This is a genomic window from Hymenobacter armeniacus, from assembly GCF_014699055.1.
Lineage (GTDB): Bacteria > Bacteroidota > Bacteroidia > Cytophagales > Hymenobacteraceae > Hymenobacter > Hymenobacter armeniacus.
Genome location: NZ_JACXAC010000003.1, coordinates 85425 through 108880, shown reverse-complemented (window position 1 = coordinate 108880; position 23456 = coordinate 85425). Strand labels below are relative to the sequence as shown.

The following is a 23456-nucleotide window of genomic DNA, read 5'->3' as shown; positions in this document are numbered from 1 at the left end:
CCTGACAGCCACCCCTCATCCTTTATACTAATCACTTAACGCATCGGCCCTAAGCTAGTAAAGTCCGGAGGAACTGCACAGCATCAATAATCTCTTTAGATGCTCGCTGAGCCTCTTCAACAGTGGTAAATCGGCCCAGCCCCATTCGCACTGTGCAGAAAGCGTCATCGTGCGTTCGCCCTATTGCCAATAAAACCCGGGAGGGGTCCAAGCTTCCGGACTCACACGCCGCCCCCGTACTCAACGCCACAGTGGACAAGTTAGCCATCAGGGCTTCCGCTTCCACGCCGCGAAAGGTGATGCTGCTGTTGTGCGGCAATCGATGTTTAAGGTCTCCATTGACCGTGGCTGTGGGGATGGCTTTTAATATCTCCTTTTCGAGCCGGTCCCGCAAAAGCCAAATCCTCTGCTGCTCAATAGTTAGCTCATTCCCGGCTACTTCCGCTGCCACTCCCATCCCAACAATCAAAGGGACTGGCACCGTACCTGGTCGCAGGCCGTATTCCTGACTTCCGCCTCTCATCAAGGGGGTCAAGGCTTGGTCTTCCCCCCCGCCCCGTATATACAAAGCGCCTACCCCCTTCGGGCCGTAAAACTTGTGCGCGCTTAGCGAAAGCAAGTCCACGGGCCAATCGAAGATATTCATAGAGATTTTTCCTACTGCCTGAGCCGCGTCACAATGCAACAAGGCCCCGTGCCGATGCGCCAGCTTCGCCATGCTACGAATGTCTTGAATTGTGCCAATTTCCGAATTAGCCGCTTGCAGGGTTACCAACAGGGTGCTTTCGTCTATAAGGCGCTCGGCATGGTCCCACTGGACGAACCCGTGGGAGTCGACCGGCAACCGTATCACTTCCCAGCCCCGCGTTGCGAGATACTCGCAGGGCTCAAGAACGGACTTGTGCTCAATCACGGAAGTCACAATGCGCCGGCGTGTCCCGCCCGCGCTTTCGTGTTGCAAAGCTGCGCCTATAATGGCGAGGTTATTGGCTTCAGTGGCCCCGGAGGTAAAGACGATTTCAGCAGCCTCGGCTTTAAGCAACGCAGCGACCTGCTCTCGGGCCCGTGCCACAGCCTCAGCGGCTTGCTGCCCCAGAGCGTGGGGGCTGCCCGGGTTGCCATAGTTCGTGCTGAAGTAGGGCAGCATGGCGGCGACTACTCGGGGGTCGCAAGCCGTAGTGGCGTGATTGTCTAGGTATATCATCAAGAGCGGAAAATAAGCCTGCAAAACTCGCGATTGCGTGGCTTACTTTTGAAGATGGAAAGGTTGGGTTTATCGCCCAATACTTCATTTTATGCCCTCCGCAGCCCGCAAGCGCCTTTTATACTAGCCTTATGCGATTTCGATTTTCCGGCCACGAAAGCTTCCCGTGCCGATATACCTGGCTGCCAAAGGCCTACCTTTCACTACGAGAAAACCCAACCGTTTTCAGCGACGAGAACGAGGCCATGGTGCAGTTGGGGGTGGGCAAGAACATGGTCCGTGCTATTCGCTTCTGGGTGCAATTGGCTGGCATCGCGCAGCCCTTGGATGGACAAGCTGGTCTCAGCATCACGCCCTTTGGACACGCCATCTTCCACCCCCACGGGTTTGACCCCTACTTGGAAGACGTACGCACCCTGTGGCTGATTCACTGGAAATTCTGCTCGCACGTCGAGGAGCCCATGTTCGCCTGGTACTTCATGCTCAACCAGTGGGCCGAGCCGGAGCTTTCCCGTAGCGAATTGCTTCGCGCCTTCAAGCAAGAAGCTACCAAGCAGGACCGGGCGCTCTCCGATACGACGTTGAGTCAGCACCTGGACATTTTCCTGCATACCTACTTGCCGGCCCGCGGCAAAAAAGGGGAAGTATTGGAAGACAACCTGGATTGCCCCCTCACGGAGCTCAACCTGCTGCTTCCCGCCGGGGAGCGCCTGATTGAGTTCGTGGATGGCCGCCGCCACGAGCCCGTGTATGCGTTCCGCCGGGACCGGAAGCCGGAAATCACGGGTCCGCTGTTGGCTTATTGCCTCCACGACTTCTGGCGCCAGAACCGGCCTCACGAGGCCTCCCTCACCTTTCGAGAGGTGGCCGTGGTGCCCGGCAGTGTCGGTCAGCTGTTTAAATTGAGCGAGCAGGACCTGCGCGACCGGCTGGAGAGCCTGGGCCCCGACTCCCAGGGCTTGTTGGAGTACCGGGCCTCCGCGGCCCTGCCCCGGGTGCTTAAGTCCTACGAGTGGACGGCTCAGAGCGAAGCCCAGCTGCTGGCCAACGTGTACCAACGCGAAGTGACCGATTACATTGCCGTACCATCTATTCAGCCGCAAGAGGCGGTGAATCATGCTTGAAGTTACCAATCCCCCCCTATTTAAAATCCAAGGCCGCTTTCTGCGGTCTACGCACCTAGAACGGGACTGGAGCCACCCCAGTGCCCTCCAGGACTACGTGTTGACTTCCCACGCGAAGCAGAGCGTGGCCCGGCTAGCCGCGGGCCTGGCCCCTACTTCAGGCATGCGCGCCTGGCGGATTACCGGTGATTACGGGTCGGGTAAATCGTCCTTTGCCCTGCTGCTGGCCAATCTGTTTTCCGCCCGTCGCGCGGAGTTGCCGCCGCTGTTGCAGGCCGGCCTAAAAGGCGTGCCCGATACCGCGACGCCTACGGGCTTGCCCCTGTTGCCTATTCTGGTAACCGGTTCTCGTGAACCCCTGGGCCTGGCCATTGCCCGGGCGCTGGAAAAAGCCCTCGTGGCCCTGCCGGATGGCACGGTGCCCAGCAAGCTGCTCGGCAAGCTCCGCGCCGCGGTGCAGCAAGGAGCCGTCACCGACGCGCAAATTATCAAGTGGGTGCAAACCAGCCACGCGCTGATTGTGGAGCAGCAGGTTGCCCAAGGCGTGCTGCTCGTGCTGGACGAAGTAGGCAAGTTCTTAGAGTTTGCCGCCCTCCACCCCGAGCGCCAAGACATTTACTTGCTGCAAGGCCTCGCTGAATTGGCGGCCCGCAGCGGCGCTACCCCGTTAATGATTGTGGTGCTGCTGCACCAAGGCATCAGTGGTTACGCGGAGAGTCTAACCCAGAACCAGCAGCGGGAGTGGGAGAAAATCGCCGGTCGCTACGAGGAATTAACTTGGCACTACCCCATCGAGCAAGTGGCCGAGTTGATTGCCAACGCCTTGAACACGCAGTTGGCCGTGGCACCGTTTGCCGCCTTGGGTCGCGCCAAAGCTGACATGCAGGACGCCCTGCGGCTCCGCTGGTACGGGCCGGCTTCGCGTCAGCCCGCGCTGGCCGACATCGCCCCGCGCCTGTATCCGCTGCACCCAACTGTACTGCCTCTGCTGGTGCGCCTGTTCGCCACTTTCGGCCAGAACGAACGGTCCTTGTTCAGCTTCCTGCTGGGTAGCGAGCCTTTCGGCCTGCAGGATTTTGTCGAGCGCACGGAAGGCAAAGTGTTTTTCCGAGTTCATGACCTCTTCGATTACGCTCGCTACGCTTTTGGGCAACGCCTAAACCTGCAGAGTTACCGCAACCACTGGAAAGCGATTGAGGGCGTTATTTCTTCCTATCGCGGGGAAGACCTACTGGAGCTTAATTTACTCAAGACCATCGGGCTGCTTAACGTTCTCAACGCGGAGGACCTACTAGCCACTTCCGAGGCGCTGGAGTTGGCCCTGCGGGACTGCGGAGACGTCAAGGGCACGATTCAGGTGCTCAAGAACCGGCACCTGCTCTACTACCGCGGCGCCGCCGGTGGATACAGCCTCTGGCCGCACACCAGCGTCAACCTGGAGAGCGTGTATGCCGATGCGGGTCGGGAGTTGGGCAGCATCAAGAAAGTCGCGAGTCTCATTCGCGAACGCGTTGAAGTCCGTCCCTTGGTGGCTCGGCGCCATTACATCGAAACCGGGACCCTGCGCTTCTTTGAGGTTGTATACACCGACGCCGACCGCTTAATCGAGCTGGTGGGACCGAGCCTCACGGCCGACGGCAAAATCATCGTGCCCCTGTGCGAAACGCCGGAGGAGGAACAACGCGTCATCGCCTTTGCCCAGTCCCCAACGGGTTCTCACGCCCAGACGCTCGTGGCCGTGCCCCAGCCCTTGCAGGGCTTGGCCGCAGTACTGGAGGAGGTTCGTCGCTGGGAATGGATTCAGCGCAACGTGCCGGAGCTGCAGCACGACGACTACGCCCGCGAAGAGGTGGCGCGCCAGCTCACCAATGCCCAGCAGACCCTAGCGGAGCATGTGCAGCGGTACGTAGGCATGACTAATGCCAGCTTGGAGAGTGGCCTGCGGTGGTTCCGAAACGGGGAACTACTGCCCGAAGTTAAAACGGGCCGCCAGGTCATGGCCCTGTTGAGCACCGTACTGGACGAGGTATTCCACGCCGCCCCGCGCATTCACAACGAGCTCATCAACCGCAAGGTGCTCTCCTCGGCCGCGTCGGGGGCCCGCGGGCGCCTATGCGAGCAGCTTTTTGACACTCCCTTTGAGCCCTACTTGGGCATGGATTCTTCCAAGACACCACCGGAGATGTCCATGTACTTGTCCGTGCTCAAAGCCGGGGGCCTGCACCAGGTGAACCCCGGGACGGGCACTTGGGCGTTGACGCTGCCCGAGGAGCAAGTTGATGCCCAGCGCGGACGTTTGCTGCCGGCATTCGCCCGCATCCGCGAAGTGCTGGCCGAAACCACGGATGCCCGCGTACCGGCCACCGTGGTCTACGAAGCCTTGCGGCAGGCTCCTTACGGCGTTCGCGAGGGTCTCATCCCGCTGCTGCTGGCAATTTTCAGCGTCATCAACGAACAGGAGCTTGCCTTTTACGAGGACGGTTCCTTTATACCCCGCATTACGGGGTCTAACTTCTTCCGCCTTACCAAGGCCCCGGAAACCTTTGAGATTCAGTTCTACCCCATCAACGGGGTGCGGACCGAGCTCTTTCAAAGCCTGATTCACCAGCTTCAACTCACGGGCAAGCACGAGGAGCGCGTGGACTTGCTCGACGTGGTTAAGCCGCTGCTTTCGTTCATGGCCGGGCTGCCCCAGTACACCCTCAAAACCTCGCGGCTGGCCCCCCATACCAAGGCGGTGCGGGCGGCGCTCCTGGGGGCCCGCGATCCGGCCAGCTTACTATTTCACGATTTACCCGTGGCCTGCGATTTGCCCCCAGTACTGGATGAAAGTGACCAGCAGGGGGCGCAGATAGCCCTCTTTGCCCAGGAACTCAAAGCAGCGGTCGACGAGCTACGCGGGGCCCACCCCGGGCTGTTGCAGTGGATCAGGGAAAAGCTGCACACCGAATTCTTGCTCCAGGGCACCTTCGAGGAAGTGCGGCACATTTTGGCCCCGCGGGCGGCCTCCGTGGCGGCGTTTGTAACGGAGCCGCGTTTGAAAAGCTTTTGCTTGCGCCTGGCCGATACCAAACTCACGGAGACGCAGTGGCTGGAATCGTTGGGCAACCTGGTGTGCGCAATGCCCCCGGCCAAATGGCGCGATGCCGACGTTCACAAGTACGAACAGGAAATCCACCACCTCGTCGCGCAATTCGGCCGCGTGGAAGCCGTGGTGTATAACCGCAGCAAATACAAAGGCATCGCCGAAGGAGAATCCGTGCGCATTGCGCTTACCCAGCCCAATGGCCAGGAGCGCGGCCAAGTCATCCACCTTACGCCCGAGGAGGTGGATTTGGCCACGGACCTGCAAGACGAGCTAGCCAAGCTTTTGCGCGGCCAAGGCCGAGTGGGCATGGCCGCAGCTTCCCGGGTGTTGTGGCAGCTTTTAGCGGCCAGTGAGCCGGTGGCCGATGCCGTAGAGCATTAGTTTATTAGAATACCGCATCAAGCTTACTAAAAAGCATTATCTTGGAATCCCTTAAATCAGCTTCTACCGTGGATCTACCATTTCGACATATTCTCAGCTTGTCCGGCGGCAAGGACAGTGCAGCCCTGGCCATCTACATGCGGGACCGAATTCCCGAGATGGAGTACGTTTTCCACGATACCGGCAAAGAGCTCCCCGAGACCTACGAATACCTGGGCCGCTTGGAAGCGCTGCTGGGTAAGCCCATTCACAAAAGCACGGAAGAAAAGGGCGATTTCATTGGTTTCGACCAGTTGCTGAAAATCTACGGGGGCATGCTGCCGTCGAATCACCGGCGCTGGTGCACCCGCATGATGAAGCTTAAGCCCTTTGAAAAGTTCATTGGCGACGACAACTGCTACAACTACGTGGGCTTGCGGGCCGACGAAAAGCGGGAAGGCTACATCAGCCATAAGCCCAACATTAAGCCGCTCTATCCTTTCATTGAGGATGGGCTAGTCAAGGCCGACATCGAGCGCATCCTCGAAGAATCGGGCCTGGGCATGCCTCCTTACACCAAGTGGGGCCGCACTCGTTCCGGTTGCTTCTTTTGCTTTTACCAGCAAAAGATAGAGTGGGTCCGCTTACGGGAAGCGCACCCGGACCTGTTTGAGGAAGCCAAAGCGTACGAGAAGGCCGGCAAGAACGCGGAAACGATTTTCTACTGGTGCGGCGATGAGCCGCTAGCTGAACTGGAAAAGCCCGACCGCATGGCGCAGATCATCCGCGACCACGCCTTGGCGCAAGAACGGGCCCGGAGTAAAGCTAAGAACCGGAGCCTGCTGCACGTGCTCGGCGGCGTCGATGACTACGAGGAGCGCACCGGCTGTCTGATTTGCCAGCTGTGAGGCCGTTTACTAGCTCTATTCTCTATTCCGTCCCCATTCTGCAAATCAGTGATTCAGCCCGCCGGTTCCCCCGCAACGAAAGCAGCCCCTGGCCGCAATAAAGACCAAGCCCACAACTGGATCCGTTTCGTCCGCAAGTACGGCCCCATTCCCGCCAACGATTCCGCCTTTGAAGAACACACGGGCAAAGCGGCGCGGCGCGCAGGCGTTGCGCCGATCACCTTTCTACACCCACGGTTCGCGGAGGTGCTCGGCTGCCTGACGGGGCAACAGATGCTTTCCGTGATTCTGACCGGTACGGCCGGTGATGGAAAGACCCACCTGTGCGGCAAAGTGTGGGAAGCCTTGCAAGGAGACGCCACTACCTGGGCTTCCAACAATCCCTACATCAACCAGGTCCTGCCCTCCGGGGCGACACTGCACGTCATCCGGGATTTGAGCGCCTGGGTACCCCAGCAAGGAGCAGAATGGAATCAAGCGGAACGCGAGCTTCTGGAAACGTTCTCCCGGAGCCTCTTCGAGACGTCGACGACGGATTACTTCCTCATCGCCGCCAACGACGGCCAGCTCATTGAAACCTGGCGCCGCCTACCCGATTCGGAAGCGGTGAATAAGGCTCGGAGCCGGTTTGAACAACTGCTCGTCGAGGACCTAGAATCGCTGCCCGACGTGGCTTTGCGCTTTTTCAACTTGTCGCGGGGTTCTTCGGCCGAGCTTTTTGATTTCGCCATTCAGGCTTTTATCGACCACCCAGGTTGGCAGTCTTGCTTCGAGGGAGAGATGGGAGAATCCGTCGCCTTTGGCGATAAGTCGCCCATCCGCCGCAATTTCGAATTGCTGCAAGAGCCCCAGCTGCGGCAACGGCTCCGCGATTTGCTGGAGCTCTGTGATTACAACGACCTGCACATCCCCATTCGCGAGATTCTTGCGCTCTTGGTTAATGCCGTGCTGGGGCATCCGACTTGCAACAAAGACAATTTGATGGTGCCAACGGATGTCGCCAAGATTATCCAGCAGGGCACGGTGGCCCAAGCCAGCATTTACAACAATATCTTCGGCGGCAATCTACGAGAAAGCCGGCGCGAGAGCATCGGCGTCTTTAACTACCTGGATCGGTTCCGGCTTGGGCACGAGACCACCAACCGGATTGATGGCATCCTCATCTTCGGGGAGGCCGATGAGGCCTTGAAGGAATATTATGACGCCTATCTAGGCAATGACCCTTTCTACGGGGCCGATGCCAGTTACCGGCTGGCCCAGAGCAACTACGTGGAGTCCGCCGAAGAAGACAACAGCAACAGCGATTTCTTGGACATGCTTGTCACGCAGCGTCGGGCCTTGTTCTTCAAGATACCGGCTTCTGAAGCGCAGGAGCTACACCTCTGGGAGCTAACTGTGTTTCGCTACGCGGGAGAATATTTGGAAAAAGTAGTGCGCACGATTTCCCCTCCGGGCGTCGGCAATGGTAAAGTGGAGCGCGCTATTATCAACCGCTTGGTGCGGGGTCTTAATCGGGTCATCGTGGGAATGCTCATCACCGACGACCGCAAGCTCTTTCTGGGAACGAGCCTGCAATCGACCGGAGCCAAAGTATCCCGAATCTACGAAGACGCCATTTCGGTAAATCCCAGCCGTGGAGAGCGCGTCGACGTGGTTTGGAATGGGAATAAGCCCGCGTTAAAGGTGACGATGAACGAGTCGATTTCCGAATCTTTCAAGCTGAATCTGGTGCGTTACGAATTCCTCTCCCGGGTCGCGGAGGGAGCCCTGCCCAGTAGCTTCTCCCGTGAATGCTACGAGGATGTACTCTCTTTCAAGAGCCGGCTACTGACGGCCTTAAAAAAGCGCCGTTTGCAGGAAGGCGTAGAAGAAGACAACACCCTTAGTTTTCAACGCCTTCGATTGGACGAATCCGGTCGGCCGGAAAACATCACTATTCAACTGAATATCCCGGCTTAAGGCCCGCACTCCGCGCCTTGACATCGCCCCGCTTCATTCACCCCCTTTCGTTAGGCAGTAATGCAAGAACTTCTACCCGCGGACGTAGCGGTAGCACGTCCCCCTCGTGGCCATTATCCGACGATGGCCTTATGGTTAGACGAACAAATTTGGGGGCACCGGATTCACCCCCAATCGCCCTGGCTGATCTTCCTGGAATGCCTGACGGTGGCCGAGTACTTCCATCGGAAAGGCACGCTCCTCGATGAGCAAGGCTCCTACTACCCGTTGGTGTTCCACCCCCTGCGCCGCATGCACCTGCGTAATATCTTGTGGAACAACGACGTCATTAAAGACCTCGAGAACGAGCGGGCGGATTCCAATACCAATTGGACGACTTGGTTGGCCTGGATGAATGAGAATGCTCAGAATCTGAATGATAACGACTTCTCGTACCTAAAGCCGCGGTTTGAGAAGTTCAGCGACTTCGCCTTTCTGGTTGGCATGCTCCGGGACGCCTCCGTGGAAGGCGAAAGCAACAAACGCTGGACGTCGCGCTTTGTGTTTCCCTTCGGAGCCAGCGCCATTTACGAAGACGCCACCCTGGATGGCAAGCGCGACTACGTGAACTTCACCCGGACGGGGGAGTTGCTTTACCTGATGCTGTGCCGCAGCGCTTCGGCCCCCGAGCTTCGCCCCTACCTTACGCACTTTCTGGCCGGCGATAATCAGTGGAATAAGCTGCTCCAGGTGCTAGAGAAAGCCCCGGAGGAAAACGGGGTTGAGCGCAAACACAGCTACTTGCCTTATAAAGCGCACCCCAGCTTTGACCGGTTGGGCGAGGACTGGCTCCGCCTTTTCGAATTGCGCCTGCCCAACTTCGATGTCCTCAATCACCTCGTGACGATGGGGGCCTTCCACGTGATGCTGTATCACTTGCAGGTTGCCGCCGCGTGGAGGGGCAAGAAGGAGCGCATCACGTTTCTATGCGAAGTGGTGGCTCCCAAGAAAACCTTGGTCCGGGAACTTTCCGTCATCAACTTTCAAGAAAACAACAGCTTATCCGGCGAAGCCATTCAGGCCTATCTGACGCAGATTACCAGCTCCGACGACTGGCTGGCCGCGATGCAACTGCGCACGCAGCAAGACCAGTACAGCAAGTGCGTGGAGATTTTGAAAAAGGAGATTTGGTGGGATATCGAAGAATACGAGGGCGCTGAGGACCCCGCGCAGCTGCTGGAATTCATCCGAGATAAAGCACAGCACCGCCACCAGCAGCACGCCGGGGAAGTCCATCGGTCCTACGGCCGGTTGGTTGGGTTGGTATCACGACGCGCCACCACGAAGTTCCGTTACGCGCCCACGGACAGCTTCCTGAAAACCCTCATTTTTGCTAACGTGCCGCAACGGATGGAATTGAAAGAATTCTTCCACTTGCTCTTTGAACGTTACGGGTTGGTGTTCAGTGAGCGGGAAGCCAAGCAGGTTATCGAGGAGGAGGATTACGAATCCAAACCCTTTGCCGCGAACGCCGCGCGCTTAGAAGCCCGCCTGAGCAGCCTGGGCTTGCTGCGCCGTCTCTCGGACGGGTGCGCCTACATTATCAATCCTCACGGTCTGGAATAACCCGCTACTTACTTATGGAAACGTCTACGCTCGTGATTGCTCCCACCGAAGGGGCGGATTTAACGGCTGCTACCCTTATCGGTCAAGTAGTGGCCTTGTATCTGGGCTCACGCATCAGGGAATATGAATCTGAATCGGGTACCGCTCGCTTCCTGCTCGACCAACTTAAGGGCGAACAGATGGCGGCCACTGCCCGAGCCATCCTGGACGATGCTTTCCTCGCGAAGCAGGTTCACATACAACTACCTAAAGGGGAGCTCTCATTCTACGCGGCAGCTTACGGACTGCCCGACAAGATTCTTACCAATCATAGAGCAACCTACCTGCGTAACGCAGATTGCGCGTTACCAGCCCTTCTGATTGCAAACACGGGCGATGACGAAGCCCAATCCCTGAATCTAATTGAACCGATTGGCACACAAATACTGCTACTACGCTCTGATTTATGGGTAAAAGTTGCTGGGCAAGGCTTAAAGTTGCCTTCTGAACAACTAAAGCTTTGGGGGTTCATTTTAAAAGGTTTAATGGAACTGAGCATCCGCTCACTACCCCAGGTGGCGGAATACGTTTTGCGTACGCGCCGCGAAATACAGCAGGGCTCGTTTTTCTTCTACGCCTTGGGAGCCGCCCTGCCCGCGCTGTCCATGCCGAGAGACACTGAGTTGTTTTCTCAGGTACAAGAGAAACACCATCCCCTGTTAAAGCGCTGGAAGGACCTATTTCTGGAATCATATAAGAAAAGAGCGCCTTTTCTGCGCAAGCAAACCCCCAACCAAACGCTGCTCACTGGTGCTAACCTGCGCACCTCCTTCAACAAGGTTAAGGAAAACATCTCACCTGATAACCATGCGGCAATTGAAGCTTTCATCGCGTCTGATGGGCAGTGGAATGCGGCTTCCCGGCAACTGGCGGAATGCGAATGGAACGACATCAAGCAGCTCTTTGATGGGTTAAAGCGTGAAAAACTAAATCTAGGCGAGCAGACCATTCACTTCTTCAAGGAGCGCGAGCCTGACTTGTTGACGAATGATGAGCGCGACTATCTGAAGTACCTGAGCAAGCGCTCAACGGTCACGCCAAATGAGGATGACCGCGCTTTCTACGAGCAACACCGCCACCAAATCAGCGAGGAAAAGACGCTAAAAGCGGCCTGGGACAAATTTGCTTTTGGCAAACCCCAGGAGTGCGAGGACTTCCTGACGGGCTTAGCTCTCTGCATGGAGCGGCTCTCGGTCGAGGATTACAGCATCAACCGCCGGTTGAAGATTCGTTGTGACACCAAAACCCCTCTCCTACTCAAGCGCATCAACGCAGACGCCGCCCTGTACTTTGCGACCCGCTACCAAGGACTCCGGCAAGTGTTCGGGAGCCAGGTAGAATGGGAAGTAGGGGAGCTTTTCAACATCCCCCAACTGCTGGAGGAGTGGAAAAAACAACCCAAGTATTCGCGTAACCGCTCGGAAGCAAAAGCCGCCCTGCAACTCAAGTTCACCATTGAGTTGCACATGGACACGCTCGTTGAGGGAAAAGCCATTGGTTCCAATCCAGTGCTTACCCAACTCCTCTGGACTTTTACACCGAATAAGGTAACGCGAGAGTTCGCCACGGACTGGGGGCGCCTGGAGGCCCTCAAGAGCCCAATGGTGTTGAGCACGGTTAGACGGGAGGCGATAAGCGCCAAAGGGCGGTTTCAGTCGGTCAACCTGAGTGACGTCCGCACGCTAACGCCAGCATTTGGCCAAAACCGGGGCTCCTTTATCGGCACCTACAAGCCGGTGAATAACCTAGCCACTCTGTGGGAGTCTAACTTGGTGCAGGCCCGCGCGGAAGACTTGGTCAGCGAGCCGGTGGAGAAAGAGATTAAAGCCTTGTGGACGGAGTTCAAGCAAACGTACAAAGCGGCCATTGATGGCTTCCGGAAGGAGGGGCTCGCGTGCCCAGCCTTCTTGACCCAGGCCGACGCCTACGCCAAGCTGCTGACAGCTATTTGCCAGAAGGCGGTGGGTGACCGAAACCGCAATTTGCTGCTCGTTCCCCTGCTGCGAATTGGCTCGGTTGCCATCGAGGGCGAGGCCGCGGCCGAAATTATTACGCCCTGGCACCCGCTACGCATGGTGGCAATGGTGATCAAAGCGCAACGCGTCCGGGATTTGGTAAAGGCTTATCTAAACGACCCGGAAGTACGCTTCGGGGACGCGGGCCGCTTGTATTTCAAAGACCTGAGGGACGAGCTGGGGCACCCCTTCTACCCCGAGGTTGTGCTCGGGCGTTACGAAAGCCAGCCCGAGCTCTTGTCGCTGAGTGATACGATCGGGGACTACACGCTGCATGAATCACCCGTAGCCAATGACGTGGAAACGAGTGATAATCCCACCGAATCTGCCAAACGGGTCGCCGAGCTGGTGGAGCGCTACCTCGCCCTCCAGCCCCACGAGAGCGCGAACCTGTCCGTAGTCCTCTATAACTGTGACTCCGCCCGACTGCCGCAGGCAGTAGTGGATCGCATTGGGGCCGCGCACGAAGACGAGGAGGACGTGCGCTGTCAGATTGTGCTGCGCCATAACGACCCGAGCAAACTGCACCCCCTCTACGAGCGCATCATGGAGGCCTCTGACTCGGACCCCGATGCCTACAGTGCCAGCGAGGCGACGCGCGACTTCATGGCTCGATTGCGCATTGGGATTTCCGCCGATCAGGCTCCGCCGCCCAACGAGAAAGACGGACCGCCCAATGACATTGTGTTCTTGCAGGATGTCATCGCCCGCCATGCCACCGTGGAATGGTATAAGGAAAATGCCCAACCCGTAGCATTAAAAGAACTGGTTCCCTCCCAATGGTCGAGGCGGCGCCCCTCCCCCATTGGCGACATGAAGTCGGTGGTGTATTTGTGTTCCCCGGCGCAAAGCAGCCAAGGGTGGGCATTTCTGACCGCTATTACTTCTTTCATCAAGGGCAATTGGGACGGCGACACCCAGCAGCGGTTGCTGCCCGCCCGCCAACTCAACTTCCAGGACGAGCGCATGCAGGAGATATTCACGCAAACGCACAACCTGGGCAACTGGGTGGTGAATTACGATGAACTCCTGGACCGCCGTCAGCTCATTGACCGCAAGGTGCGGGTTATTCGCTACAAGCAGTCGGCTACCCAAGGCCGGAACTTGATTGTTTCCTCTACCGCCTCCTTGGGCCTGTTGCATTCTATGGTGCAGCGTCGCATCAGCAGCTTGCAGCTGGCCATGGACCCGTCGGCGCAGAAGCAGCTGGCGGACCGTTTCATTCAGGAGGCGAACGTCATCTCCGGTGACATTGTGCTGCGCGCCGCGCGCCGCGGCCGGAGCGCCAGCGAGTTAATGGGAGTGGTGCTGAGCTCCTATCTGATTCGCAATGAGATGCAGGCGTTCAACAACGGCCAAAAAGCAAACTACGGCTGGTATTTCCTGGATGATTACGCCGAGTGGCTGGGGCAGCGCGAAGAGCAATTGGCCGACATCCTGATGCTCAGCCCCAGCACGGGGCCCAACGGCGAGCTCCGCCTAAGCATCGTGGTGAGCGAGGCGAAGTTTATTGAGCGAGGGTCCTTGCCCGCCAACGCTAGCAAGTCACGAAACCAACTGCGCGATACGCTCCGGCGCATCCACGACGCCCTGTTCAGTACCCCCGAACGGCTGGACCGGGGCCTCTGGTTGGCGAGGCTATCGGACCTGATCCTGGACGGGGTTCACTTTTCAGCTGGGGCCAACATCAACTTGGCCGATTGGCGCATGGCCATTCGCAAGGGCGAATGCTACATCAGTCTGCGCGGCTACTCCCACGTTTTCGTCTCCGGAACGGAAGAAGACCCACTGGATGCCGACTTCTCGGTAATCGGCGACGTGGAAGAAGCCTACCAAGAGGTGTTCAGTTTCGACCAGGTTCGAAAGCTGGTAACCACCTACGCGGCTAATGAGGATTCCATGCCCGTGCGACTGGAAAAAGGCGAAGCGCAAATCTGGCAGTCCCAGACTTTTGTCAAGGCGGTCGGATGCATCAAGCCCGGGGAAGAAGCTAAAGTCTTCGCCACCCGGGAAGAAGTAGGCCAGTCGACTGCAAAAGGTCCAGTGAAACCGGCGGTTAAACCCACCACGGAGCCTGCCCCCCCTGATAAAGAACCGGATGTCCTCGTCCCGCCTCCAGCTGAAACTTCGGCTCATTGGGCGTACCCAGGCATTCAGAAACTGATGCCGCAACACCAAGCGGAGCAAACCGCCAACCCCGCGGAAATGGAATGGTTGGCTTCGGTAGCGCAACGGACCAAAGCGGCCCTGCAAGGCTTCAACCTTAACGCGCGCTTGCTCACGCAGAAGCTCACCCCCAACGCGGCCCTGTTGACCTTCCAAGGAAGTGCCAACTTAACCGTAGATCAGGCATTGCGCCGGCAATCAGAATTCAAGACCACGTACGGTCTTAGTGTCGTGTCGGTGAGGCCGGAGGCCGGGGCCATTTCCCTGGCCATTGAGCGGCCTAACCGGCAAGTGGTGCGCCTGGAAGACATTTGGGGGCGGTGGATACCGGACTCTGTTAACGGCAACCAGACCCTCCCCATTGCCATCCGGGAGGACAACGGAGAAATCCTTTTCCTCTCCCCGCAAACCAATGCCCCGCACACGCTGATTGCGGGTTCTACGGGCAGCGGCAAATCGGTGCTGGTGCAGAACATCATTTTGAGCATCGCGGCTACCAATACGCCCGACCAGGCTCAGATGATCATTATTGACCCGAAACAGGGCGTGGACTACTTCGCCCTGGAGCCCCTGCCCCACGTCAAGGGCGGAGCCATCATCGTCGAGCAGGAAGCCGCTCTGGAGGAACTCAATCAGCTGGTAGAGGAGATGGAGTCTCGGTACCGCCGCTTCCGTGAGGCTCGGGTACCAAGTCTGAGCCGGTACAATGCCAGGGTTGCTCCTGAACAACGGCTACCCGTTATCTGGTTGGTACACGACGAGTTTGCCGACTGGATGCAGATTGACGAGTACAAGCAGGCCGTCACGGCCATTGTTGCCCGGCTAGGGGTTAAAGCGCGCGCCGCCGGCATCTACTTGGTCTTTGCAGCCCAGCGGCCCGACGCTAATGTTATGCCCATGCAGCTGCGCGCAAACCTGGGCAACCGCCTCATCCTGCGGGTGGACTCCGAGGGCACTTCGGAAATCGCCCTGGGCCTCAAAGGTGCCGAACGCCTTTTGGGCAAAGGGCACCTCTTGGCCAAATTGGAGGGGGAGCCTGACCTGGTTTTTGGACAGGTGCCCTTCATTCCGGATACGGTAATTGAAGAATTAGTTAGCATAATGATTCCGGCTACGGTTTAGATTCAGAACGATTCCGGCGAACCGGAGGGGTAAGATGAGCTATGTCCATCTTACCCCTCCGGTTACTGCCGCAAAAATGCCTTCAAGTGGTAACGCGTGGAAATTCCAGATAGCCCCGGCGTGGACGTGCGCAACCTCACCACGGTGTTCGCGGACGTAACGAATTCTTATAAATTCTACTGGCTTTTAAGTATCCTGGACAGCCTACGCGAGCACAACCAACCGCGCATGTCCATGCAGGACTTGTCGCTGCGCATGCTAGCTGAGGTCTGGTACCCACTGGACTTCTTCAAGCTCTCGTTTGGCAAGCAGGACAGCTTTAAGACGGTAGCTGCAGCGGTCTCATTGGCCATTACTGTTGACAATCGCCCTGCGGCCCCCAGTTTGTACGAGCAGCTGCGCACCGGCACCTCTCCGGCCGCCCTCGAGAATCTGCTGCAGGCTACGCGCCGGCTACTGGCCTGGGTTCCGTACCGGTTTATCCGGCCATTCTTCGCGGCCGAGACCCGCGGCATACCCGACCAACAAGTAAACGCGCGAGTCACTCGCTTAGCGGCTAGCTCGACCCATGCGCCTTACCGAATTGAAGGTGATCACATTGTGCTGCACGAGCCTTGGGTACGGTATTTTCAGGAACACCTGCTCATCCTTCGCGCTTTCGCCCAGTGGCATATGGTGCAGTTCCTGCAAAAGCATAATCCCAACGTAATTGGGCTATCGCAGAAATTGGAAAAGCTGGGACCGGAGCAGCGCAAGCTGAATGCCGCGAAGCGGTACTGGCAGGGCTACTTGGACGTCCACCCCTCCTTTGCCTGCATCTACTCCGGGCAGATCATCACTTCTCTGAACATGAGCTTGGATCATTTCCTGCCTTGGTCATTCGTGGTGCACGATCAACTCTGGAACATAATTCCTACTCCCAAGGCGGTAAATTCGGCGAAAAACGACTGGCTTCCCGACCTGGCGTACTTCCCGGCTTTCGCCCACCAGCAATACCAGGCATTTCACTTCCACGCTAACCTGATCAGCCAGCAGGTTCTCTTGGAGGACTATCACGTTCTGTTTGGGCAATCCCTGCAGGAAGTGCGAGAATGCTCGTTTGAGGCTTTCGAAAACAGGCTAAGGGCGCAAGTGATACCCCAGTGGCAAACGGCGCACAACTTGGGCTTCCGCGCACCTTTTAGATTCGTCATACCGCAAAGCGCATAAAACTAGCCTCCAAATCCACTACTTCCGACCTCAGGTTTTTTAATATCTCTTGTTTGTAGTGCTGAGCGCCTATGAGGCAGAAGCAGTACCTGTAGTTACCTGCGATAAGGACTTAGGATAGGGTCAGACAAGTAGAGCACACATTGCTTTTCCGACTGCGCTTTGTGTATAAAAGATAATCGCTTTATGGCCGCTAACTATTCTTATGGTCTGCTTCATACAACGCTTGCCTATTGTAGCGATTCAGGTACCGGTGCAACTCCGAGGTATAGAAGCCCCATTCCTTTTCATTAATGCGCACACCTTTGAGCCGACCAGCCCTGCGCGCCCTTCGTAGGCCTCCCGGGGTCACCTTAAGCAGAACCGCTGCCTGCCTTACATTTAGGACTTCATCCGCGGGTAGCGCGGCCTTTTCTTGGGCGCGTTGCTGCTCGGCTGCCTCCAGGCGCTCAATTCGTCCTATGAGCTGCCGCAATTCTGTTTCGGGAATCAGCAAAAATGCTTGCATAGCGGAACACGCTGAGATTAAACACACAGTCAGCAACCTGCGTGGATTTTTGCTAAGTTAACAAACGCTGCGCATCCTTCTATCTGTTTTTACTTTTCGACGGCGCCTATTTGAAATTTACCATTGTATTTGGATTCCTCGGGTGGCCAACGGCCAAAGATGAGCATCGCAAACCTGCTCAAGGGCTTTACCCACTGCCTTAGAAGCTAAAGCCCCCAGTGTGAATGCGGCGCAGCTGTTTATTTAAGCAAATAAACAATGAGCAGCAACATGCTTAAGAAAAAAAATACAATGCAATCATTATCTTTTTCTTCGTAAGCTAAGCTTGAGTAAGACAAAGATTTACTACCAACAATCATGCAATGAGTAAACATCCAAGAAATTCAAAATGCTGGTGCGGAAGCGGTCTTAAATACAAAAAATGCTGCCATCCAGAGATAGAACCAAGTAGCCGTTATATTCAAAGACAAGTGCCTGAAAACAGCATGGGAACACAACCAATAAAGGTTTTAGAAAATAATGTTATTCATTTTTTTGAGGAAACCAATCCCACGTTTAGAGCCCAACTAGAATATGACACTAATAATTTAGAATTAAAAAATGGAATAAAGTACATCAATGAAGAGAAAAGAATTGATGATGATCTTGCTTACATTAATTCGAATAAGCAAATTCATATACAAGAGACTTTTTTATCTTATATATGGATTCTATCTTATAGCCTGGTAACCATGTTCGACGAACACGTTATGTTACCAAGGCTAAAGCGCGGATATTTTAGCGATCCTGTTAAGCTAAATGCTAAGTTCGATTTTTTAAATTATGGCCTTTCACTTATCAATAGGTACTCTGTGTGGAATATCGAAAAATTTCCAAATCCCCAGAAATATCTTATCAGTGACAAGGTAAACATCGAAAAGACGAATTCTGTCTTCTTACACGCAGCTAACTTTGTTCTTTGCCATGAATATAGCCATTTTTCCCTTGGGCATGTTGACCGATCGATAGAGTTAATGGTTGATAACAAAAAAATAAGTGGCGAAGAAAGTGTGAAAACTGAATCAGAAGCTGATTTTAATGCAATTTCTCTTATGCTCAAACAGCCCAAGACCAAAAGAAACAGAAAAAATATTGAGCATGGAATTGTAGCGGGGGGTTTGTTCACTGATTTTTTTGGATAAATTAGGCAAAAAAAGCCATTATCCAGACCCTGAAATTAGGCTAAAGGATGTACTTGAAAAGATGAAATTAAGAGATGAGGATTTGCATTGGGGGCTAGCTTCATTAGCACTAAAGATCTGGCTAAGTAGACAGAATTTCAAGTTAACACTCCCTCTAGTTGTGAACACATACAAAGAGTGTTTCTATCTAATCATAAAAGAAATTGAATCAGCCAAAACATAGGTCCGCTACAAAAAAGTCAGTCATCACAGATTAGTTAATGACATTCCATGAATGCGGTTCCTGCTAGAACTAGAGCATCTATTATGACACAATAACAAGGATAATACCCAACATATGTGCATATAATTTAGGGACAAATAGCTAGTTACAAGAATGCCTGTTTTATGCTATAATTAACCATTCTGTTTCGATTCGTTAAATAAAAACACCCACTGGATCAAATGCACCCTACCCGCACAGACGTACACTGTGCTTATTGGAGAGGCCCCGTCAGGGGACCAGTGCCTCATTTACCCTATATCACAACGCATTTGAATAGATTGTAGCCTGCCAAGCAAACAGTCAGGAAGGCCAAATAAGATGGTTTTTGTCTGTTATCATCTAGCTCAATAAGGTATTTCCGGGCCTTATGCGTCCACAGGAAAGATCCTCACGGCAGCGTGATGGCCTTTTTGCTTTTCCTGGGAGCCCGTGAGCCTTGGCTAGCTACAGACAGTAGTGTCGTGGTTCAGCGGGTCTGGTTGTTACGGGTTTCTTTACTGCCCAATATCCCCTCCCACCCTAGAACCCTTTTTTTCAGACCCGAGAAGCTTTTTGCCTCAGCCTTTCCTCAGCTGTATTATTGAATAATAAAATTTATTAATTAAATTTTCACAATATACAGGACCACTCAACAGGCACCGAGAGAGAACTGCCACGTTGGCAACTCAACCCACGGCAAGCTTCGCCAACTAAAAGTCAGCTCCTGCTGAAGTTTCTTACAGAAGGACGTTTTAAAAATGACTATAGTCTAGCATTTCCGACCAACTCCTTGCAATAAGTTCGCTTTGACTACGCATTGCGTTGCATATTATCGCATGAGCATTTCTCGCTAAGGCAAGTTTTGTATTTTGTATTAGGCTTGAAACCAAATAAGTTGCTGTTGTATGTAGAGCAGTGTGCATATGGTTTCCCCTACTGCAAATTGGCGTTCGATTTGGTAAAGAATCTAGCTCCTCATATACAACCTACAATCTGCCAACAATAGTTTGTGCTCAATACACTTACCCATTAAGTGCCTGTTGTATTGCAACTAGCCCTTCACGCTCAATTTCATACAGGGTGACGAAGGGCAATAGCATCATTTCCCTCGTCCTCAAATAAGGAGTCAGCATATCCTCCGCCGTGACGATGAGGGAATGCAGCACAAAGCTTTGCAAATCGAGCCCGCAATAGCGGCCCAGCTCCGTTAAGTGTGAGTCAAGCCATTCGTGCCGCCTTACGTGCTTCGGCACCCAGCCGTCTGAACCAAACAGCTTATCCAATTCCTGGGCCATCTCGTGCATATTACGGCTAGGAGCCATGTACTTACATTCAATGCTATACACCACCCGACTAATCAAGTCAATCACCAGAACGTCAATATCTCCTAGGTCTGGGTCGAGCGTTGTCTGAGCGATAGAGTTCATAAGCACTTCAGTCCGCACCACTCGGTTTTCACCTTGCAGCCACTCTTCCACCTTTCGAACCAGAATGGTGCCGCGGCGGCTGGCAATAGACCCAAGCTCCGTATCAACGGCGCTGCCTTGCGTTACCCGGAAACGGTTTTCATGAATCTGGCTTCCCCAATTGCGACGGCTAAGCAGCACCTGCCTAAAACCCCAGTAGATAATAGGGTCATCGGGGGCAGTTTCGTTATGAAATGCCACTAATGGCTTGCGCAGTAGGGACAGCCGCCGGTTGAAGCGCCAGGGCGAAATGTCGAATGAGTCGTAGCCACGCGGAATTGTTGCCACACTCGTTCGCTTCGTCAGAGTTAGGTAAGTCAGCACGGCTTCAAATTCTGCAGCCTCGAAAGGCAGGCCTACCCGCTCAATGGCCAGCCGCAGGGCTGACTTGGGCAGTGCCACCACGCTCTGTTCCGCCTCGAGCGCTACGCGCACCAGCGCCTCGATGAATTCGCAGATTCTGGTAAACGAAATTGCATAGTCCTGCGTGAATGCCCGGTCGAGGGCCGCCGGCGTAGCTTCCCCGGTTTGCTGCTGCTGCTGCGGAAATACTTGCTCGTAGTACCGCACCGCGTCTATTACGTCCTCGTGCGTTTTAGCCGTGTAGTACGGGTCCAGTACATCATTACTGAATGTTTTCTCGGTGCCGATGCGGTAGGTGGGCAAGATACCTATTTTGGTATCGAACAGACGGTGCTTGAGCTGGTCGCCCAGCGAACCCCAGGCAATTATCTGGTCCATCAGGGCCACTAACTCATCCCTTTCGGTGGTGCTAGCTGGAATACCCGTCAGCATCTGCTCCGCGCTGATATGCTCAATCAGGCACCGCACGGCCACGCTCGTGCGACTGGAGGCGTTCAGGCTTTCCTTTACGTCGGCCACCTGTTGGGCTATCTCCACGAAGCAGGCGATGCGGGAGGGTGTTTGCACCCGCAGAAACTCCCGGTCGTGAATCAACCGCTCATTAAGGGCCAGCAGCTTACCAAGCAGGTCTCGCTGGTCATAGCGGGCAATGGTGCGGCTCAGCTGTGGCAGCAGCACCCGCATCACCACGTCACGGGTCAGTTTTTCCTTTGCGTCCTGGTCCTCTATGTCCCCCACCGGAGGGCATAGCCCCTGCGCCTCTAGGGCGGGCACCAGCGCATCAAGTACGCGGCCGGTATCGTATTCCTGCACGGTGCGCTTGGCTACGAGGTCTCGCGGGTCTAGCAGCAGGTTGTCCGCCGAGTTCAGCAGCAATATCTTCTTTTTCTGGCCTAAGGGCACGTGCATAGCCAGCATCGCCTGCTGGGCATCCACCGGAATAGCAGGCAGTCCATTTTCCACCAGTAGCTTACTTAGGGCGACCAGCAGATGCTCGACCAGTACCTGCTCTCCCGCGTTATCCGCCCCGTAGAGGTATGCGATCAGTTCAGCGGGAATAAGCAGCCGGGCCTCTTCGGCGGCCGCTCCCGTTTGAAAATAGCTGGCCAAGTCAGCCACCCGCTCCAGGCTGGGATGTTCCGCCTCGAAAGCTGCCACTGGCTGGCATTCAAACACTACATGAATGCTGGGCAGTTGCTCATGCGCCAAATAGGGCCGTAAGTCATCGCGCACCTGGTCCAACCAGTAGGCAATCGCGTCGGTCAGCTCAAATAGGGAGTGGCGCAGTTGCGACCCAGCTGCAGGGCTTATCGAAGTCGTTTCCACCCACACCGGCTGCGCAAAGCCATCCACCAGGAAGCGTAACTCACTACGCAGCGCATCCTCCGAACTTGCGTAAGTTGACCCGAATGTACCGTAGCGCTGCACCACTAAAGTCGCGCCAGCGTAAGGGCCGTGCGCGGTAACTAAAGCCGAATGCTCGTCCGTCTGCTGCTTGGCCCGGGTCAACCAATCAGCGGCATAGCCTGGCGGGATAAAGAGGTAGTTCGGCCGCGTTTCGTCAGAAACATAGAAAGAGTCGTCATGCTGGCGGTAAAACTTGAAATTGTCCAGCAGCGACGTATGAAACGCGGGCAGCGGACTAGCCGTCTGCCGCTCGTGCTCTGCCATCGCGAACTTCCATAAATCCAGCGCTTCCGCCTCGCCCATCGTGTATAATGTGGCCACCTCGTGCGTTGAGATGACCAGCGGGTAAGTGCCGGGAACAGCACGCAGCGGCAGCATTAAATCACTGCCGTCAAGGGAAGCGAATAGGAAGTCGAGCACTTGGTGACCCGTGTATTGGGGCAAGGCCAGCAGGGCGGCCACAATCGCTTGCCGTTCCGCTCCCTCATCTTCTGTAGCAGTCGTTAAGTCGACTCGCTCACCGGAGCGGGAGCTGTACGCCAGATGCGCGTAGGCTAGCTTGTCCGTATCAAACCGGTAGACTCCGCGAAAAGTGTTGGGGCTGATGGCTGGCAGTTGCGCACTCATGTCTTCGTAGCGAAAACCCATATGCGTCAGTTGCTGGTGCACGGCACGCCAAACCACCTGCTGATAGTTCCTATTGAGTTCAGCTACGCAGTCGTAGCGGCGAGCTTGCGCCCAGATGAATTCAGTCAGGATGTGGCAAATGGACAGGGGCGATACCACCATATAGTCGCTAGCCAGACGAAGCAAGGGCTTTTGCAGCAATGGATTCTGACCCGCCGCTATGGCTGCTTGAAACACTGCGACTGTGGCGCTGAAAACAGCCGGTACGCTGGGCGCAAGTCCATCGGGTGCGAGCAGCGCCCGCATATCATCCTCGCTGATTAGCACGGCTTCTCGGGCCTGCTGCAGGCGGTCCGCTTCCGGCCATGCAACCTCGTCATGTTCCGTGCTACCTGTTTGGTAACGAGTGTACTGCAATCGACTTATAACCAGTTGCGATAGCCGCAACAGAAACTGCACCGCCACGCGACAGTTGTGCTGGAAGGAAGTCGGCAGCCGGTCAGGGTTCCAATGAAAAATTGCTGTAATAAGGTTGTTCAGCACATAGCTACCTCCTTCGGTTGCGCCTGGCAGCACCAGATAGTCGCCGCCAAAGAAGGGCACTACGTCCGTAAAGGGAGTCGTCAGCACATCCTCCTCGTCATAAGAGCCATACTCGTTCGCCAGAAATTGCCGTACCGCCGCCTCGGGTGCTATAGGCTGGCTAGCATCAAAATGGGCCAGAATACTGTTAATCAGTACTTCTAGCCGCAATATTTTACCGTGATTTTCAGGCAGTATTGCCAGCGCAATGCTGGTTTGCAGCAGGTCCAGCGAATTATACTGTTCTGGTAGGGTAAGCACTGGGGTAAGGGGAAAAGC

At 55.5% G+C, this 23456-nt stretch carries 11 protein-coding genes; 8 read left to right on the top strand and 3 right to left on the bottom strand.

From position 1 onward, the window contains the following. Positions 1-49: 49 nt before the first annotated feature. Positions 50-1204: a cysteine desulfurase family protein gene (locus tag IC234_RS08820; RefSeq protein ID WP_190923542.1), complete on the bottom strand. Its 1155-nt coding sequence runs from the start codon at positions 1202-1204 to the stop codon at positions 50-52. Positions 1205-1335: 131 nt separating this feature from the next. Between IC234_RS08820 and IC234_RS08815 the strand changes: the two genes are divergently transcribed. The 7 genes from IC234_RS08815 (at position 1336) to IC234_RS08785 (ending at position 16799) form a co-directional block, all read left to right on the top strand. After that, positions 1336-2328 (top strand): DUF4007 family protein, encoded by a 993-nt coding sequence (locus tag IC234_RS08815; RefSeq protein ID WP_190923540.1) that lies wholly within the window; start codon positions 1336-1338, stop codon positions 2326-2328. A 100-nt stretch (positions 2329-2428) separates the two neighbouring features. Then, positions 2429-5797 (top strand): hypothetical protein, encoded by a 3369-nt coding sequence (locus tag IC234_RS08810; protein ID WP_190923538.1) that lies wholly within the window; start codon positions 2429-2431, stop codon positions 5795-5797. Positions 5798-5865: 68 nt separating this feature from the next. Next, entirely contained in the window at positions 5866-6684 is an 819-nt protein-coding gene (locus IC234_RS08805; RefSeq protein ID WP_190923536.1) for a phosphoadenosine phosphosulfate reductase domain-containing protein, read from the top strand. A 48-nt stretch (positions 6685-6732) separates the two neighbouring features. Next, on the top strand, positions 6733-8643 hold the full coding sequence (locus IC234_RS08800; RefSeq protein WP_190923534.1) for a hypothetical protein: 1911 nt from the start codon (positions 6733-6735) through the stop codon (positions 8641-8643). Positions 8644-8766: 123 nt separating this feature from the next. After that, positions 8767-10248, top strand: a complete 1482-nt coding sequence (locus IC234_RS08795) for a hypothetical protein (protein ID WP_223827578.1) — start codon at positions 8767-8769, stop codon at positions 10246-10248. Between the two features lie 14 nt (positions 10249-10262). Then, positions 10263-15590 (top strand): FtsK/SpoIIIE domain-containing protein, encoded by a 5328-nt coding sequence (locus IC234_RS08790; protein ID WP_190923530.1) that lies wholly within the window; start codon positions 10263-10265, stop codon positions 15588-15590. Between the two features lie 96 nt (positions 15591-15686). After that, positions 15687-16799, top strand: a complete 1113-nt coding sequence (locus tag IC234_RS08785; RefSeq protein ID WP_190923528.1) for an HNH endonuclease domain-containing protein — start codon at positions 15687-15689, stop codon at positions 16797-16799. A gap of 193 nt (positions 16800-16992) precedes the next feature. Here IC234_RS08785 and IC234_RS08780 read toward each other — a convergent pair whose 3' ends face one another. Beyond that, positions 16993-17307 carry a helix-turn-helix domain-containing protein gene (locus IC234_RS08780; protein WP_190923526.1) on the bottom strand — a complete coding sequence of 105 codons (315 nt, stop codon included), beginning with the start codon at positions 17305-17307 and terminating at the stop codon, positions 16993-16995. 362 nt (positions 17308-17669) lie between these two features. On the opposite strand from IC234_RS08780, the gene IC234_RS08775 reads away from it, so the two are divergent. Beyond that, on the top strand, positions 17670-18488 hold the full coding sequence (locus IC234_RS08775; RefSeq protein WP_190924655.1) for an SEC-C metal-binding domain-containing protein: 819 nt from the start codon (positions 17670-17672) through the stop codon (positions 18486-18488). A 1266-nt stretch (positions 18489-19754) separates the two neighbouring features. Here IC234_RS08775 and IC234_RS08770 read toward each other — a convergent pair. After that, entirely contained in the window at positions 19755-23438 is a 3684-nt protein-coding gene (locus IC234_RS08770; protein ID WP_190924719.1) for a hypothetical protein, read from the bottom strand. Positions 23439-23456 lie beyond the last annotated feature (18 nt).

Excerpts from the sequence above, each read along its gene's own strand:
- IC234_RS08780 (WP_190923526.1), bottom strand. The coding sequence starts at position 17,307 with ATGCAAGCATTTTTGCTGATTCCCGAAACAGAATTGCGGCAGCTCATA.
- IC234_RS08820 (WP_190923542.1), bottom strand. The coding sequence starts at position 1,204 with ATGATATACCTAGACAATCACGCCACTACGGCTTGCGACCCCCGAGTA.
- IC234_RS08815 (WP_190923540.1), top strand. The coding sequence starts at position 1,336 with ATGCGATTTCGATTTTCCGGCCACGAAAGCTTCCCGTGCCGATATACC.
- IC234_RS08790 (WP_190923530.1), top strand. The coding sequence starts at position 10,263 with ATGGAAACGTCTACGCTCGTGATTGCTCCCACCGAAGGGGCGGATTTA.
- IC234_RS08775 (WP_190924655.1), top strand. The coding sequence starts at position 17,670 with ATGAGTAAACATCCAAGAAATTCAAAATGCTGGTGCGGAAGCGGTCTT.
- IC234_RS08795 (WP_223827578.1), top strand. The coding sequence starts at position 8,767 with ATGGCCTTATGGTTAGACGAACAAATTTGGGGGCACCGGATTCACCCC.